This window comes from Paraburkholderia silviterrae, from assembly GCF_004353915.1.
Taxonomy (GTDB): domain Bacteria; phylum Pseudomonadota; class Gammaproteobacteria; order Burkholderiales; family Burkholderiaceae; genus Paraburkholderia; species Paraburkholderia silviterrae.
This window is the reverse complement of sequence record NZ_SMRP01000011.1, coordinates 115,852-131,108: the sequence shown is the minus strand read 5'-3', so window position 1 is coordinate 131,108 and position 15,257 is coordinate 115,852. Positions and strand designations below refer to the sequence as shown.

Genomic DNA, 15,257 nt, shown 5'->3' with positions numbered 1-15,257 from the left:
CGGCGCGTATCTGGCGCAGGCGATTACGGAAAAGAACCTGCACGCGGTGGGCTGGGTCATCCTGGCGATGACGGTGGTGATTCTGGCCTACGACCAGTTGCTGTTCCGCCCGCTCGTGGCCTGGGCCGACAAGTTCCGCATGGAGACCACGTCGTCGGGCGACGCGCCCGAGTCGTGGCTGCTCGACCTGGTCCGCCGCACGCGCCTGATTCACCGTCTGCTCGTGCCGATGGGCTTCATGCTCGCGACGCTCGCGCGCGTGCCGATTCGCGTGCGACTGCCGAAGGCCATGCCCGCGGCGAGCGCCGCGCTCACCAAACGCTCGCGCGCGGGCGACTTCCTCTGGGCCATTTTCGTGATCGCGCTCACGGTGTACGTGGTCTGGCGCGTGGTCGCCTTCGTGAGCACCGGTGTGACGCTCGACGAAGTCTGGCACGTGTTCGTGCTCGGGCTCATCACGCTGTTGCGCGTGGCGGTGCTCATCGCGATTTCCTCGCTGATCTGGGTGCCGCTCGGCGTGCTGATCGGCCTGCGCCCGGCGCTCGCCGAGAAAGTCCAGCCGCTTGCGCAGTTCCTCGCGGCGTTCCCGGCGAACCTGCTGTTCCCGGTGTTCGTGATCGTCATCGTGCGCTTCCACCTGAACCCGGACATCTGGCTCTCGCCGCTGATCGTGCTCGGCACGCAGTGGTACATCCTCTTCAACGTGATCGCGGGCGCCACCGCCTATCCGAACGATTACAAGGAAGCGGCGAAGAACTTCCGCATCCGCGGCTGGCAGTGGTGGCGTCAGGCGATGCTGCCGGGCATCTTCCCGTACTACATCACGGGTGCGATTACCGCCTCGGGCGGCGCGTGGAACGCGAGCATCGTGTCCGAGTTCGTGCAGTGGGGCGACACGAAAATCCAGGCGCACGGCCTCGGCGCCTATATCGCGCAGACGACCGCCGCCGGCGACTTCCCGAAGATCATTTTGGGCATCGCGATGATGTCCCTGTTCGTCACGCTGTTCAACCGCGTGCTCTGGCGTCCGATGTACACGTACGCCGAGTCCCGGCTGCGGCTCGATTGAGATGGAGTAGACCAACATGCTGAATCCCCAAACCGTCTCAGCCGACCTGCTGTCGGTGCGTCCCGTGCCGGGCAAGGAAGTGCTCGCGGTCAAGAACGTTTCGCGTGGCTTCGCGAAGAAGGACGACGAGCGTCTCGTGCTCGACGACGTCAATCTCTCGCTGCGCGAAGGCGAGATCGTCGGGCTGCTCGGCCGTTCGGGCTCGGGCAAGTCCACGCTTTTGCGCATCATCTCCGGCCTGATCGAGGCCACCTCGGGCGAGGTGAACTGGCTCGGCAAGCCGCTCGAGGGGCCCGCCGAAGGCGTCTCGATGGTGTTCCAGACCTTCGCGCTGTTCCCGTGGCTCACGGTGCTGCAGAACGTGGAGGCCGGCCTCGAAGCGCAGGGCGTGGGCGCGCGCGAGCGCCGCGAACGGGCGCTGGCCGCCATCGACCTGATCGGTCTGGACGGCTTCGAGAACGCTTACCCGCGCGAGCTCTCGGGCGGCATGCGCCAGCGCGTGGGTTTTGCGCGCGCGCTGGTGGTGGACCCGGCGCTGCTGTTGATGGACGAGCCGTTCTCGGCGCTCGACGTGCTGACCGCCGAAACACTGCGCACCGATTTGCTCGACCTGTGGACGCAAGGCCGCATGCCGATCAAGTCGATGCTGATCGTCACGCACAACATCGAGGAAGCGGTGTTCATGTGCGACCGCATTCTCGTGCTCTCGTCGAATCCGGGGCGCGTGGTGGCGGAGATCAAGGTGCCGTTCAAGCATCCGCGCAATCGCCTGGACCCGGCGTTCCGCAAGCTCGTCGACGACATCTACGCGAAGATGACCGCGCGCGAAGCGGCCGAAGCCTCGCAACGGCGCCTCGAAGTGGGCAGCCGTTTGCCCGACGTCTCCACGAACCTGATGGCGGGCTTGATCGAGACGCTGGCGGCCGCGCCCTATCACGGCCGCGCCGACATGCCGGAAATCGCACGCTCGCTGCATCTCGAAGTGGACGATCTGTTCCCGATCGCCGAAGTGCTGCAGCAATTGGGCTTTGCCGACGTGCGCGAAGGCGATCTGCTGCTCACGCCGCCCGCGCGCGTGTTTGCGGAGATGGGCACGCAGGCGCGCAAGCTGATGTTCGCCGACCATCTGCTGCGCAATGTGCCGCTTGCCGCGCGCATCAAGAAGGTGCTCAACGAGCGTCCGGGCCATCGCGCCCCGCGCGTGCGCTTCGAGCAGGAGCTCGAGGATTTTCTGTCCGACGTAGCGGCGGAAGAGACGCTCGACACCGTGATCGACTGGGGCCGTTATGGCGAGATCTTTTCGTACAACGACCAGTCGGAGATCTTCAGCCTCGAAGACGTCGAGGCTTGATGCTCGCTTGATGTAGCCATATGCAGCGATATCGGACCGGGGCCTTGCGCCCCGGTTTTATTTTGCATGTCGTGCTTGCGTAGCGACGTGCGTGCGCAAAGGTGAGCTTCTTCGGGACTAGCGCAATCGCGCTCGCATCGACGCCTCGCGCTGCACGTAGGTCATTGATTGGACTGCAAAGTCCGCCGCGCGCCGCACGCGCGGCAACCGCGCTGCGTCGTTTGAGGTGAGTATTTTCGGGAGTGCTCGCGCGAAGCGAAGGTGAGGCCAGCGCGCGCGAGCCGCGCACCGGCCAACGGCATTGGCACCGGCCACGGCACCGGCTATGGCTATGGCTACGGCACCGGCCACGGCATTAGCTACCGCATCAATTCGGCTTGCCGCGCGCCGCGCCCTGCGTGTCGCCCGAGCCGCTACCCTTGCCGTTGCGCGGCTTGACGTTGCTGCCGTCGCCTTGCGTGCCCTTCGCGCCGCCGCGCGCTTCATCGCGTGCGCGCGCCGTGTCGCGATCGTCGTCGTCATCGCTCGAGCCGCTTTCGCGCTCGCCATACAGGTGTCCTTCGACATCGCCCTCATGCCCGGGGCCGATCAGGAAGCTGCGCTGCGGATTGGCGAGCTCGATGCCGCGCTCCGTGAAGCGCGCCAGCACGCGCCGGTTGAACTCGCGCTGCACGCCCCAGCGCGCCGAGTCCTTGCACTGCATCTGGCCCACGAGCGTCACGCTCGCGCCGTCCACCTGATCCACGCCCCAGTACGCGAAGTCGCTGAGGATGCCCTTCTTGTAGGCCTCGTCACTGCGGATCTCCGCGCCGATTTCCTTGAGCGTGTCGATGGCGCGCTGTAGATCGGCGCCGTGCGCGATCAGCACCTTGACCGCCGCGTTGCCAATGCCGCGGTTCGTGTTGTTCACCGTCGTCACCGAGCTGAACGGCACGGTGTAGAGCGAGCCGTCGCCGCCGCGCAGGCGCACCGTGCGGATCGAGAGGAACTCGACCGTGCCCGAGACCCCCGCGACCGTGACCCAGTCGCCCACCTGCAAGGCGTTTTCGGTGAGCAGGAAGATGCCGGTGATGAAGTCCTGCACGAGCTTTTGCGAACCGAAGCCGAGCGCCACGCCGAAGATGCTTGCGCCCGCGATGAGCGGCGCGGTGTTCACGCCGAGTTGCGAGAGCGCCGTGAGGCCGACCACCACGAGGATCGCGACGAACAGCGTGGTGCGGAACATCGGCAGCAGCGTGCGCAGGCGCGCGGCGCGCACGAAGTCGCCCGCATCGGTCCAGGCGTTCAGGCGTCGTTCGGCGGCGCCGTTCGCCGCCTCCCAGATCACGACGGCCACGGCGACGGCGATGACGATTGTCAGCAGCGCGGAGCCGATCAGATGCCCAATGGGCGCGTTCGCGATGAGACGCCCCGGATGCAGGCCCCACACCTGCAGCAGGATGTCGAGCGTGGCGATCCATATCGCCGCGGTCACGATGCGCCGCAGCGCCGGGTAATAGCGATACGCGCGGCGCTGCGCGATCGTCATGTTCTCGCCGTTGCCGTTCGGATCGAACAGACGGCCGAGCGCTCCGAGCGCGACGATCGCCACCATGCGCCCGGCGAGCAGCACGGCGAGCGAGACGCCGCCTGCGCGCACGAGCTCCTGGTAGCCGCCGCGCAGGTCGAGCGCCCAGACGAACCACAGCGCCATGACGACGAAGACGGCCGCGGCGGCCCAGATATCGGAGAACCAATGCGCGAGATAGGCGAACGAGCCGCGCCCGGCCGCCCAGTTTCGGATCGCCTCGGCCACGTTCGGACGGCACTGCAGGATCGCCACCGCGAGCGCGATGTGGGCGAACAGGATGACCAGCTTCAGGAGTGCGAGGTGCGCGTCCTCGGTCATGCCGAGCGGCACCGCGCCGCCAAGCGCGCCGCCCACGCCGCCAATGACGACGATGCGCAGGAGCCAGCGCTGCGCGAATGCGGCCCACGTGCTGGACAGCGGCATGAGCCGCAGGGCATCGGAATCGGGCGCGAAGAGCATGGTGCCGATGGCCATGATGACGCGGCAGATCACCCACGTATCGACGATGTGACCGACGGCGGCGGCGGGCGCGGCGTCTTCGGGACCGAAGAGCGAGAGCAGCCCGGCAGCGACCAGCCCGAACGCGATCACCGGCACGAGTTCGAGCAGGACGACGAGGAGCGCCCAGGGCAGGCGCTTGAGCAGGCGCCAGTGGTGCGCGCCGCGAATGCGGTGACGGGCTTCGCGCGCGAGCGCGGCAGCGCGCTTTTTGTAGGAGTCGTCGGCTGCAGCCGCGGCGGCGAGGACACTCGCTTTGGCGCTGGCGTGCTCATCGACGCTGGCGTCCGCGGCGGCGTCACCGGCGGCGGGCACCATGCCCGCGGCGGCGCGCAAGGCCTGCTTGTCGGCTTGGGTTTGCCCCGCGTCCGTTGCTTCGGCCGATTGCGGCGACGATGCCAGCGGGTTCGGCGTGCCCGTGGGGCTCGACGCCACCGCGGGGTCGTTTTTGTCGGCAGCGTCCTGCGTGGACGCCGCATGCTCGGCAAGCGTGCGACGCGGCTTCGCAATGGCACGGCGCAGGAGCGCATCGACCGCGAGCGCGGGCACGAGCGTGAGCAGCAGCACGCGCAAGAGCGAGACCAGCATCGCATGGCCTGCGGGTGTGCCGAGGCGCACGCCCCACCAGTCGCGTGCCGAGGTCACGTTGAAGAGCGCCCCGCGCGCGCGCAGGAGCTTTTGGCCGACGATCTGCGCGCCATGTGCGGCGCCGTTGGCGATTTGCAGCACGAGGCCGTTCGAGCGCAGCGCGTTGGCGAGCGGCGCGGATGCCGCTGCGCTGCTCGCCGCCGATGCCGCGGCGGGCGCGCTGGCGCCCGTGCTGGCCGAGGCCGGCGTGGCGAGTGCGCCCGCTGCTGCGATCGCTCGCAACGTGTCCTCGACGTGCTCGCGCTGGACCGGGTCGTCGAGCACCTGGAGCGCCGAATGCGCCTGCGCGGGCGTCAGCACGACGGGGGCTGCGGGGTTCACCGCGGACGCGGCGGCCGGCGCTGCCGCGCGGCACGGCGTGACGCCGAGCATGGCAAGTAAAAATGCGCACGCGAAGGCGGCTATCAGCGTGTTCACACGCGGCGTGACACGCGATCGTAAGCAGAAAGAAAGATGCATCCTTAGCATGGGAAGAAAGCGAGATCGAATCCTGATGACTTGCAGGGCGGCCGAACAAGGCGAAAGCGGGGACGCAAGCGGTTTTCGTGCTCGAAACACGAAAGGTGCGGCAACGTGCGCGGGGGCTGACTCGCGTCGTCATCCTGTCCGGATGGATGTTCGATGCGAAGGCGCAAGTTTCGTGCCCCGAATTCGCAATGTTTCGCGCAGCGTGAAGGCTCAGAGTATGCGCTGCGCAACGGCGTTTTGTCGTCGAGGCCGCAACGCGCAGTGGGCAGCGGCTTTACCACGATCAAAAAATGTGTGTCCCGCGCTTCTGCAAAATCTGCCCTCCACGTGCCCGGCGCGTTCAATGGATGTCGTTTTCCCGCCAATGCGCGAGGATGCGCGTCTTCGCTTCGAGCAGCGTTTGAGCGTGCGCCTCGAGATGCTGGCGGATGCGTTCGGTCGGGCCGCCTATCGAGAGCCCGTAGAGATCGCCGCCAGAGGGTGCGCCGCCAGAGGGCGCGCCGCCAGAGGGCGCGCTGCCAGAGGGCGCGCCGCCGGAGGGCGCCCCGCCGAAGTCGAGCGCGACCGCCACCGCGGACAACTCGGGCGCGCTCTCGCCGAGATTCGCGCACCAGCCGCGCGCCTTCGCGGCGGCGGCCTGCTCCACGAGCGCTTTCAGGCTCGTCGCGGTGGCATCGGTGTAGCGCTCGAACGCGAGCTTCGCGCCGAGCGCGGCCTGGGCCTCGGGCGCAAGCTCGCCGAATATCGCCTTGCCGATGGAGTTCGCATGCAATGGCCGCTGCGCGCCAGGCTCGCTCGCATAGCGCACGGCCTTCGCCGATTCGACGACATCGAGATACACCACCGCCGTGCCATGAATCTTGCCGAGCACGACGGTTTCGCCGCTGACGTCGCGCAACTCGACAAGGCGCGGATGCAGCATTTCCACGACGGGGTCCACAGCGTCGATGGCCTGCGCGAGCGATTGCAGGCGTCGCGTCGGATAGTAGCCGCCGCGCTTGCGCACTTCGTAGAGATAGCCGCGGCTCACGAGCGTGCGCGTGAGCGCGAGGCAGCTCGACGCGGGCACGTCCAGGAGCCGCGCCATTTCGACGAGCGGCAGGGGCCGCTGTTCGGCGGCGAATAGCTCGAACACGTCGAGCGTGCGGGCAACGAGTTTGACGTCCATATTGGGTCTTTAAAAACGGCGTGGCGCCTGGCGGTTCAATACGATTTCGGCAGGCCGAGCACCTTCTCCGCGATGAAGCAGAGGATCAGTTGCGGGCTGACCGGCGCGAGCCTCGGAATCATCGACTCGCGCAAATAGCGCTCGACGTGATACTCCTTTGCGTAGCCCATGCCGCCGAGCGTGGCGATGGCGGTCTGGCACGACTGGAACGCGGCTTCGGCGGCAAGGTACTTCGCGGCGTTGGCCTCGGCGCCGCAGGGCTCGCCCGCGTCGTACAGCGTAGCCGCCTTCATTACCATGAGATTCGCGGCTTCGAGCGCCATCCAGGCCTGCGCGAGCGGATGCTGGATGGCCTGGTTCTGCCCGATCGGCCGCCCGAACACCACGCGTTCTTTCGCATAGTTCGTTGCGCGCGCAAGCGCCGCATGGCCGAGACCGACCGCTTCCGCCGCGATCAGGATGCGCTCCGGGTTGAGGCCGTGCAGCAGGTAGTGAAAGCCCTTGCCTTCCTCGCCAATGCGCTCTTCCACCGGCACGCGCAGGTTGTCGATGAAGAGCATGTTCGAGTCGACGGCTTTGCGGCCCATCTTCTCGATCTCGCGCACTTCCACGCGCGTGCGGTCGAGGTCCGTGTAGAACAGGCTCAGGCCGTCGGTGGGCTTTTGCACGCGATCGAGCGGCGTGGTGCGCGCGATGATCAGCATCTTGTTGGCGACCTGCGCCGTCGAGATCCAGATCTTGCGGCCCGAGAGCACGTAGTGCTCGCCTTCGCGCACGGCCTGCGTCTTCAGATGCGTGGTGTCGAGGCCGGCGTCGGGCTCCGTGACGGCGAAGCAGGCCTTGTCGCGGCCCGCGATGAGCGGCGGCAGGAAGCGCCGTTTCTGCGCTTCGGAGCCGAACACCTGCACCGGGTTCAAGCCGAAGATGTTCATATGTACGGCCGATGCACCCGAGAGCCCCGCACCCGAGCCGCTGATCGTACGCATCATGAGCGCGGCTTCCATCATGCCGAGCCCCGCGCCGCCGTACTCCGGCGACATGGCGATGCCGAGCCAGCCGGCATCGGCCAGCGTGCGATGCAGTTCGTGCGGGAAACCGCCTTCGCGGTCGCGTTCGAGCCAGTAGGCGTCGTCGAAGCGCGCGCAAATCTTCTCGACGGCGGCGACGATCGCTTGCTGGTCTTCAGTCAGATTGAATTGCATCGCGGGGTTCCTCGTGGGGCAGAGCCAGGCCGTAGCCGCCGGAGGCGCGGCTACATGATACGGATTGCCAATAACGCGGCGTTGATGGGAGAGACGCGCAGGCGCTTGCCGGAAAGGGTTCTCTTTAAGCTGGCAGTATTGCAACTAACAGCCAATCGCACCGGCCCACCGCGAGGCGGCTTTGCCGCTGACGACGATCTGTCAGACGCGCAGCCGACGGGCTGACAGCCCGGCGCACGGCGCCACCATGGCGATTCTAAAAATTCTTGGGCGTGAATTTATATTCACACATGAGAATTATTGAGTCAAGAAGCCCGCTTCCATACGACCCATGACGCTCCTCTCGCGTTTGGCCCTCCCGCACGGCCCGGGCCGGGTTTTGATCAGTGGCGCGTGACGCACCCCCGGTGCTACCGTTGCACGAAACTTCAACCAGGCCGCGCAGCGGCCACCGGAGACTGCCCATGAACAGCGTCAGCATGACCGCAGTGAGCAAGGGCAAGCTGAGCCGCAAGCAGTTGATCTTCGCGGCCACCATCGGCAATGCGCTCGAGTTCTTCGACTTCACGGTCTACAGCTTCTTTGCGCTGACGATCGGCAAGCTGTTCTTTCCCACCATGTCGAGCTATGGGCAACTGCTCGCCTCGGTGGCGACCTTTGGCGTGGGCTTCGTGATGCGTCCGCTCGGCGGGCTGGTGATCGGCGCCTACGCGGACCGTGCGGGCCGCAAGCCCGCCATGACGCTCACCATCTTCATGATGGCGCTGGGCTGCGCACTGATCGGCCTCGCGCCCACCTACGCGCAGATCGGCGTGGCGGCGCCCGTCATCATCGTGTTAGCGCGGCTGTTGCAGGGCTTCTCGGCGGGCGGGGAGGTGGGCGCTTCCACCACGCTCCTGATCGAGGCGGGCACGCCGGCCAATCGCGGGCTGCTCGGCAGCTGCCAGTTCGCGAGCCAGGGCATCGGCGTTTCGCTCGGCGCGTTGATGGCAGGAATCCTGACGAATTTTCTTCATCCCGAGAGCCTGCTCGCGTGGGGCTGGCGCGTGCCGTTTCTGATGGGCGTGGCGATTGCGCCGATCGGCATGTGGATCCGCCGCCGTCTCGAGGAACAATCGAGCACCGATGCGCGCCCCGTGCGCATGCCCGTGCTCGCGGTGCTGCGCGACCATTGGCGCCGTGCGCTGCTGGGCACGCTGCTCACGATGGGCTCGACGGTGATCGCTTACGTCGTCACGTTCTACATGCCCACCTACGCGATCCACGAACTCAAGGTGCCCGCGCCCACGGCACTGCTGGCGGGCCTCGTGTCCGGTGTGGTGACGTTCGTGGTGGGGCCTCTGGCGGGCTTGCTCTCCGACCGCATCAGCCGGCGCGCTCTGGTGTTCTGGCCGCGCGTGGCCGTAGTGCTGCTGATCTGGCCGGCGTTCCAGTGGCTATCGAGCGGCCCTGACGCCGCGCGCCTGCTGATTACCGTTGGCGGCCTGAGCGTGCTGCTCGCTCTGCAAGCCGCGCCAGCCATCACGATGCTGCCCGAGATGTTCCCGCGCGCCGTTCGGGCGACGGGCATGGCCATTGTCTATAGCGTGGGCGTGGCGATCTTCGGCGGGTTCGCGCAAGCCATCGCCACCTGGCTCATCAAGGTCACTGGCGACCTGCATGCGCCCGCGTGGTACGTGATGGTTTGTGCGGCGCTGTCGTGCCTCGCGCTGCCGTTCATCCGCGATTTGACCGGCAAGCCGCTGGAGGACTGAGGGCGGCTTGCGGCTCGGGTGCTCAGGCGCTCAGCGCGCGGGGTCTGGCGCCCCGGCGCGTCGCGCCGCCTCGAGATTCGCATCGAGCTGGCGCGCGAGCCCGTAGAGCATGCCGAGCGAAGGCGCGGCCACGCCCGTGCGTTGCGCGAGCTCGTAGGGCGCGCCCAGCAGTGCTTCCACTTCGAGTGTGCGGCCCGCTTCCACGTCCTGCAGCATCGAGGTCTTGAACGCGCCCAGCTTGCGGGTGATGGCGTTGCGCTCTTCGATGGTCATCGCGAGGCCGATGCCGAGCGCTTCGCCGATCGTGCGCGCCTCCGCCATGATGGCCTTGACGAGGCCCGCCGTGAGCGGGTCGTCGAGGATCACGTCGGCAGTTGAACGCGTGAGCGCGCTGATGGGGTTCATCGTCATGTTGCCCCAGAGCTTGGCCCATATTTCATGCTGAATTTGCCCGGTGGCCTGCACCTCGAAGCCGGCCTGCGCGAGCAGCGCGCACGCTTCCTTGGCGCGCGCCGCCGTGCGCTGCGAGGCGGCGCCGACGATGAGCAGGTTGCCTTTGCCCTTGCGGATCACACCGGGCGCCGCAATCGACGAAGAGAGATGCACGACGCAGCCCGATGCCTGCGCGGGCGGCAACGCCGCCGAAACCGCGCCGCCCGGATCGACGGACTCGAGGCGCCGATCGTCGCCACCGGCTTGCGCGCCGCCGAAATCGGCGAGGAACCACCACGGCACGCCGTTCATCGCCGAGACGATATGCGTGTGCGGCCCGACGAGCGGCGCAAGCGATGCTGCGGCCTGCACGAGTGCCTGGCCCTTGAGGCAGACGAACACGATGTCTTGCGCGCCGAGTGCGGCGGCGTTGTCGGTGGCGTTCACGCGCGTCGTGTAGCGCATGTCGTGCTCGGGGCCTTCGACGATCGTGAGGCCGTCGCGGCGGATGGCTTCGAGATGCGCGCCGCGCGCGAGCACGTTGACGCTCGCGCCGTTGTCCGCGCGCGCGAACCGCGCCGCAATGAGACCGCCGATCGCGCCGGCGCCCACCACCGTGATACTGCGCTGCGAGGAATTCACGGCTTACTCCTTGTATGAGGGGTCGATGCGCTCGACGCGCCGGATCAGCGCGGCCAGCACGTTCTCGCCGGCGCCATGCGCGGGCGAGAATTGCAGGGCGTCGCGCGTGGAGCGTGCGGTGACGGCCGGATCGATGGGAATGGGCTGGCCGTGCATCGAGTCGGTGACGCACTGGATCTCGCAGGCGCGGTTCAGCGTCCAGAGCAGCACGAATGCGTGCGCGAGGCTCGTGCCGTGCGCGAGCAGTCCATGATTGCGCAGAATGAGCAGGCGCTTCTCGCCCATCGATTTCAGCAGGCGCGGCTGCTCGTCGTCGTGCACGGTGATGCCTTCGAAGTCGTGGTAGGCGACCATGTCGTGCAGTTGCGCCGAATAGAAGTTCGTGTACGCGAGGCCGCCTTCCATGCACGCAACGGCGACGCCCGCCGTGGTGTGCGTATGCATCACGCAATGCGCGTCTTCCACGTGGGCGTGAATCGCGCTGTGGATCACGAAGCCCGCTGGATTGATCGGATAGTCGCTGGGGCTCAGGATGTTGCCGTCCAGATCGACCTTCACGAGGTTCGATGCCTTGATTTCGTCATACGCGAGGCCGAACGGGTTGATCAGGAAATGCTTCTCGGGACCGGGCACGCGCAGCGTAATGTGATTGAAGATCAATTCGGTCCAGCCCAGCAGGTGAAATACGCGATAGGTGGCCGCGAGCTTCACGCGTGCGGCCCATTCCTGCGGCTCGCACCAGCTTGGGCGAGCGGCTTCGGGTGTTGCGCTCATGGGGGCGTCTCCGTTCTGGGTGCCGCGCTCACGCGGCAGGCGAGCTGTCCAGGATGACTGGCAGATAAACCGATGCTACGCGCAAATAAATGCGTGTGCAAGCATCAAATTATCCTCGAAAGCCCTTGAATTAAAGGGTTCCGTAAATGGTATGCTAGCGTCGTTTGTGCCATTTGGCGAGGCCGCGCGAGACGAGAGATGACGGGCAAGAACCAGATTGAAGAGCTGTTCACTTACCGGCTGCACGTGCTAAAGAAGCAGACGGACCGCACCATGAACGAGGCGTTTTCAGCGGCGCTGGCGCTCACGCTCACGGAGGCGCGCATTCTGCTGAGCGTTGGGGCGTTCGGGCCGATTTCGGTGTCGGATCTCGGGCGCGTGTCGAATCTCGACCGCAGCCAGGCGAGCCGCGCGACCGATGTGCTGGAGCGCAAAGGGCTGCTGGAAAAGGCCTCGAACACGGCGGACGCGCGCGGCGTGCTCGTCAAGCTTACCGCGCAGGGGCGCAATACTTACCGGCGCGCTTCGGCCATTTCAAAGTCGGGCAACGAAGCCATTCTCGCGGTGTTGAGCGAGCAGGAACGCGAGGCATTGCAGAGCGCGCTGGCGAAACTCGTGGCGCAGGGCGGCGAGCCGGACTAAGGGGCGGGTGAAGGAAGGGGCGGGCGAGGGACCAATGAGGGCAGGGCGCCCAGGCGCGGCGCCCGCTGAGGTGGGGTCAGGCGGCCGACTGGCGGAACGCCGAGGCCAGTTCGTTCGCGCCGCGCGCAAGCAGCGCTACGTCGCTGCCTACTGCAACGAAGGTCGCCCCGGCCTGCAAATATTCGTGAGCGATCGCGCGGTCGGCGGCCAGCACGCCAGCAGCCTTGCCATGCGCGCGCACGGCGCGGATGCCGGCCACGATCGCCTCGCGCACCGCCGGGGCGCCGGGCTGCCCGAGCAGGCCCATCGAAGCGCTCAGGTCCGCCGGGCCGAAGAACACGCCATCCACGCCATCCACAGCGGCGATGTCGTCGAGCTGTGCAAGCGCATTGGCCGTCTCCACCTGCACCAGCATGCAGAGCCCATCCGCGGCGCGATGCAGATAATCGGGGGCGCCGTTCCAGCGCGACGCGCGCGCGAGCGCGCTGCCCACGCCGCGAATGCCTAGCGGCGGATAGCGCGTGGCGGCGACGGCGGCGCGCGCGTCGTCGGCGTTTTCGATCATGGGCACGAGCAGCGTTTGCGTGCCGATGTCGAGCAACTGCTTGATGATGGCGGCGTCATTGCGCACCGGCCGCACGATCGGGTGCGTGGGATACGGGGCCACCGCCTGCAATTGCGCGAGTGTGCTGCGCAGGTCGTTGGGCGCGTGCTCGCCGTCGATCAGCAGCCAGTCGAAGCCCGTGCTCGCGAGCAGCTCGGTGACATACGAGTCGGCGAGCGCGGCCCACAGGCCGATTTGAGGACGCCCTTGCGAGAGTGCGCGCTTGAACGGATTATCGAGTGTTTGCATGGGAATCCTTACTGATGCTGCGCGAAGGGCAAGACGCTACAGTCAGACGAAATTGAAGCCGATGCCACCTAGCGGGCCGTAGTCGGCGTGGAACGTATCGCCGGCGCGCGCGGGAATGGGCACCGTGAACGAGCCGCTCAGAATCACGTCGCCGGCTTCGAGGCGCTCGTCGTGGCGCGCGATCTTGTTCGCGAGCCAGGCCACGCCCGTGGCCGGATGATTGAGCACGGCGGCGGCGAGCCCGCTTTCCTCGACCGCGCCGTTCTTGTAGAGCAGCGCGCCCACCCAGCGCAAGTCGACGTCGAGCGGCTTCACGGGGCGGCCGCCCAGCACCACGCCCGCGTTCGCCGCAAAGTCCGAGATCGTGTCGAACACCTTGCGCGGCGCCTTCGTTTCGCGGTCGAACTGCTCGATGCGCGCGTCGATGATCTCGATCGCTGGCGTGACCCAGGCGGTCGCGTCCAGCACGTCGAACAGCGTGACGTTGGGGCCTTGTAGCGGGCGGCTCAGCACGAAGGCGAGCTCCACTTCCACGCGCGGCGCGATGAAGCGATCAGCGCGAATGTCGCTGCCGGCTTCGATGAACATGCTGTCGAGCAGCGGAGCGTAATCGGGCTCGTCAATCTGCGAGGCGCGCTGCATCGCGCGCGACGTGAGGCCGATCTTGCGGCCCTTGATCTGGTGGCCCGCCGCGAGCTTGAGCTTGACCCACTCGCGCTGGATCGCATAGCTGTCGTCGATCGTCATCGACGGATGCGCGCGCGAGAAGTGGCGCAATGGCGTGCGCGTGCGTTCGGCTTCGTCGAGCTGGGCGGCCAGCTCGCGAATGAGTTGCGGATCTAGCATGTCGATTTCCGATGATTGCGAGGTTCTCAATGCGCGCGCGGGTGCTCAGGTTTTGAGCCGGGCGTGCAGGTTGTTGTGCTTCCACGCGCCTTCTTCGCTGAACTCGACGATCTCCAGCGAGAGCGCGAGCCCGTGCGCGGCGAACGCTTCGGCGAAATGCTGCTTGATGGCTTCGAAGAGCGCGTCGCCGGTGGCGCGGCGCACTTCGGGCGTGCGGCCCGCGCCGATCTTCAGGCAGCCGTGCAGGAAGGCGTTGTGCGGGTCGCCATTGGCGACGAAGTACTGCTCGCAGCGCAGCGCGCGCGTACGGATGCCGCCGCGTGGGTACACGCGCGCGCCGCTCGCGTCGCGCTGCGCGTCGAGCACCTGCGCGAGCGTCGCGCAAAGCGTGCCGATGCTCGCTTCATCGGCGAGATTGGCGCTGTATTCGAGGGTGAGATGCGGCACGATGCGCTCCTTCGAGATTCAGGCGGGAAGCGGCGTGACAGGGAAGATCGCGTTGATCTGTCCGGTGCCGGAGCTGCCGAAATACGGCGTGACGACTTCCGCGCGGCCTTCATAGCGGTCCCAGCCGAGCGCGCCCAGCAGCATGGCCGTGTCGTGCATGCCGCCTTCGCCCCAGCATTTTTCGGCGTAGAGCGGCAGCATGCTGCAAAAGGTCTTCCAGTCGCCGCGCTCCCAGAGCGAGACCACGTGACGGTCCGTCTCTTCGAGGAACGGGTCCCAGACCTTGTGCATGAATTGCTCGGCCGTGCCGTTATTCGCGAAGTGATGGCTGAGCGAGCCGCTCGCCAGTATCGCGACCGTACCGTCGTAGCGCTCTTCGATGGCCTTGCGCACCGCGAGCCCGAAGCGCGCGCTCGTGGCGAGGTCGTGCCACATGCACCAGCCCGCGACGGACACCGTTTTGAAGTGCTGGTCGGCGTTCATATAGCGCATCGGCACGAGCGTGCCGTATTCGAGCTCGAGCGTGGTCTCGCTGTGCGCGCGGCTCTTGACGCCCATTTCGTTCGCGACGTCGGCAATCAGATGGCCCAGCGCGGGATTGCCCGGGTACGCGTACTGCATGTTCTTGATGAAATGCGGCAGCTCGTTGCTCGTGTAATTGCCTTCGAAATGCGGTGCGCAGTTGATGTGATATTCGCTGTTCACGAGCCAGTGCACGTCGAACACGACGATCGTGTCCACGCCCAGCTCGCGGCAGCGCCGGCCGATTTCGCCGTGGCCGTCGATGGCGGCCTGGCGGCAGCCCTTGTGCGGTCCGTCGAGCTCGGAAAGGTACATCGACGGCACGTGCGTGATCTTGGCCGCCAGCGCGAGTTTGCCCATTGTGGTCTCCT

13 protein-coding genes are annotated in these 15,257 nt (G+C 66.8%); 4 read left to right on the top strand and 9 right to left on the bottom strand.

Going from position 1 to position 15,257, the window contains the following annotated elements:
- Both EYW47_RS21735 and EYW47_RS21730 read left to right on the top strand, forming a co-directional pair.
- On the top strand, window positions 1-1,069 hold a 1,069-nt coding region (locus tag EYW47_RS21735; RefSeq protein WP_133197007.1), incomplete at its 5' end, for an ABC transporter permease subunit.
- Window positions 1,070-1,085: 16 nt separating this feature from the next.
- Window positions 1,086-2,420: an ABC transporter ATP-binding protein gene (locus EYW47_RS21730; RefSeq protein WP_028218281.1), complete on the top strand. Its 1,335-nt coding sequence runs from the start codon at window positions 1,086-1,088 to the stop codon at window positions 2,418-2,420.
- Between the two features lie 367 nt (window positions 2,421-2,787).
- On the opposite strand, the gene EYW47_RS21725 is transcribed toward EYW47_RS21730, so the two are convergent.
- The 3 genes from EYW47_RS21725 to EYW47_RS21715 all read right to left on the bottom strand — a co-directional run bounded on the left by EYW47_RS21725 (window position 2,788) and on the right by EYW47_RS21715 (window position 7,974).
- Window positions 2,788-5,457 carry a mechanosensitive ion channel family protein gene (locus EYW47_RS21725; RefSeq protein WP_240763838.1) on the bottom strand — a complete coding sequence of 890 codons (2,670 nt, stop codon included), beginning with the start codon at window positions 5,455-5,457 and terminating at the stop codon, window positions 2,788-2,790.
- 487 nt (window positions 5,458-5,944) lie between these two features.
- The gene (locus EYW47_RS21720) at window positions 5,945-6,772 is read right to left on the bottom strand and encodes an IclR family transcriptional regulator (protein WP_133196898.1); all 828 of its coding nucleotides are present in this window, start codon (window positions 6,770-6,772) and stop codon (window positions 5,945-5,947) included.
- 35 nt (window positions 6,773-6,807) lie between these two features.
- Complete coding sequence (locus tag EYW47_RS21715; protein WP_133196897.1) at window positions 6,808-7,974, bottom strand: acyl-CoA dehydrogenase family protein; 1,167 nt, start codon at window positions 7,972-7,974, stop codon at window positions 6,808-6,810.
- A 464-nt stretch (window positions 7,975-8,438) separates the two neighbouring features.
- On the opposite strand from EYW47_RS21715, the gene EYW47_RS21710 reads away from it, so the two are divergent.
- The gene (locus EYW47_RS21710; RefSeq protein ID WP_133196896.1) at window positions 8,439-9,728 is read left to right on the top strand and encodes an MFS transporter; all 1,290 of its coding nucleotides are present in this window, start codon (window positions 8,439-8,441) and stop codon (window positions 9,726-9,728) included.
- A gap of 30 nt (window positions 9,729-9,758) precedes the next feature.
- Here the strand turns inward: EYW47_RS21710 and EYW47_RS21705 are convergent, their stop codons facing one another.
- Together EYW47_RS21705 and EYW47_RS21700 are read right to left on the bottom strand one after the other, a co-directional pair.
- Complete coding sequence (locus EYW47_RS21705; protein ID WP_133196895.1) at window positions 9,759-10,802, bottom strand: 2-dehydropantoate 2-reductase; 1,044 nt, start codon at window positions 10,800-10,802, stop codon at window positions 9,759-9,761.
- Window positions 10,803-10,805: 3 nt separating this feature from the next.
- A complete protein-coding gene (locus EYW47_RS21700; RefSeq protein ID WP_133196894.1) occupies window positions 10,806-11,576 on the bottom strand; it encodes a class II aldolase/adducin family protein in 771 nt (256 codons plus the stop codon).
- 198 nt (window positions 11,577-11,774) lie between these two features.
- Between EYW47_RS21700 and EYW47_RS21695 the strand changes: the two genes are divergently transcribed.
- On the top strand, window positions 11,775-12,218 hold the full coding sequence (locus EYW47_RS21695) for a MarR family winged helix-turn-helix transcriptional regulator (RefSeq protein ID WP_133196893.1): 444 nt from the start codon (window positions 11,775-11,777) through the stop codon (window positions 12,216-12,218).
- 76 nt (window positions 12,219-12,294) lie between these two features.
- Here EYW47_RS21695 and hpaI read toward each other — a convergent pair whose 3' ends face one another.
- The 4 genes from hpaI to hpaD are packed head-to-tail and all read right to left on the bottom strand — an operon-like array spanning window position 12,295 to window position 15,246.
- Window positions 12,295-13,071: a 4-hydroxy-2-oxoheptanedioate aldolase gene (hpaI, locus tag EYW47_RS21690; protein ID WP_133196892.1), complete on the bottom strand. Its 777-nt coding sequence runs from the start codon at window positions 13,069-13,071 to the stop codon at window positions 12,295-12,297.
- 42 nt (window positions 13,072-13,113) lie between these two features.
- The gene (gene hpaH / locus EYW47_RS21685; RefSeq protein ID WP_133196891.1) at window positions 13,114-13,917 is read right to left on the bottom strand and encodes a 2-oxo-hept-4-ene-1,7-dioate hydratase; all 804 of its coding nucleotides are present in this window, start codon (window positions 13,915-13,917) and stop codon (window positions 13,114-13,116) included.
- 45 nt (window positions 13,918-13,962) lie between these two features.
- Entirely contained in the window at window positions 13,963-14,364 is a 402-nt protein-coding gene (locus tag EYW47_RS21680; RefSeq protein WP_133196890.1) for a 5-carboxymethyl-2-hydroxymuconate Delta-isomerase, read from the bottom strand.
- Window positions 14,365-14,382: 18 nt separating this feature from the next.
- Window positions 14,383-15,246 (bottom strand): 3,4-dihydroxyphenylacetate 2,3-dioxygenase, encoded by an 864-nt coding sequence (gene hpaD, locus EYW47_RS21675; protein ID WP_133196889.1) that lies wholly within the window; start codon window positions 15,244-15,246, stop codon window positions 14,383-14,385.
- Between the last annotated feature and the right edge of the window lie 11 nt (window positions 15,247-15,257).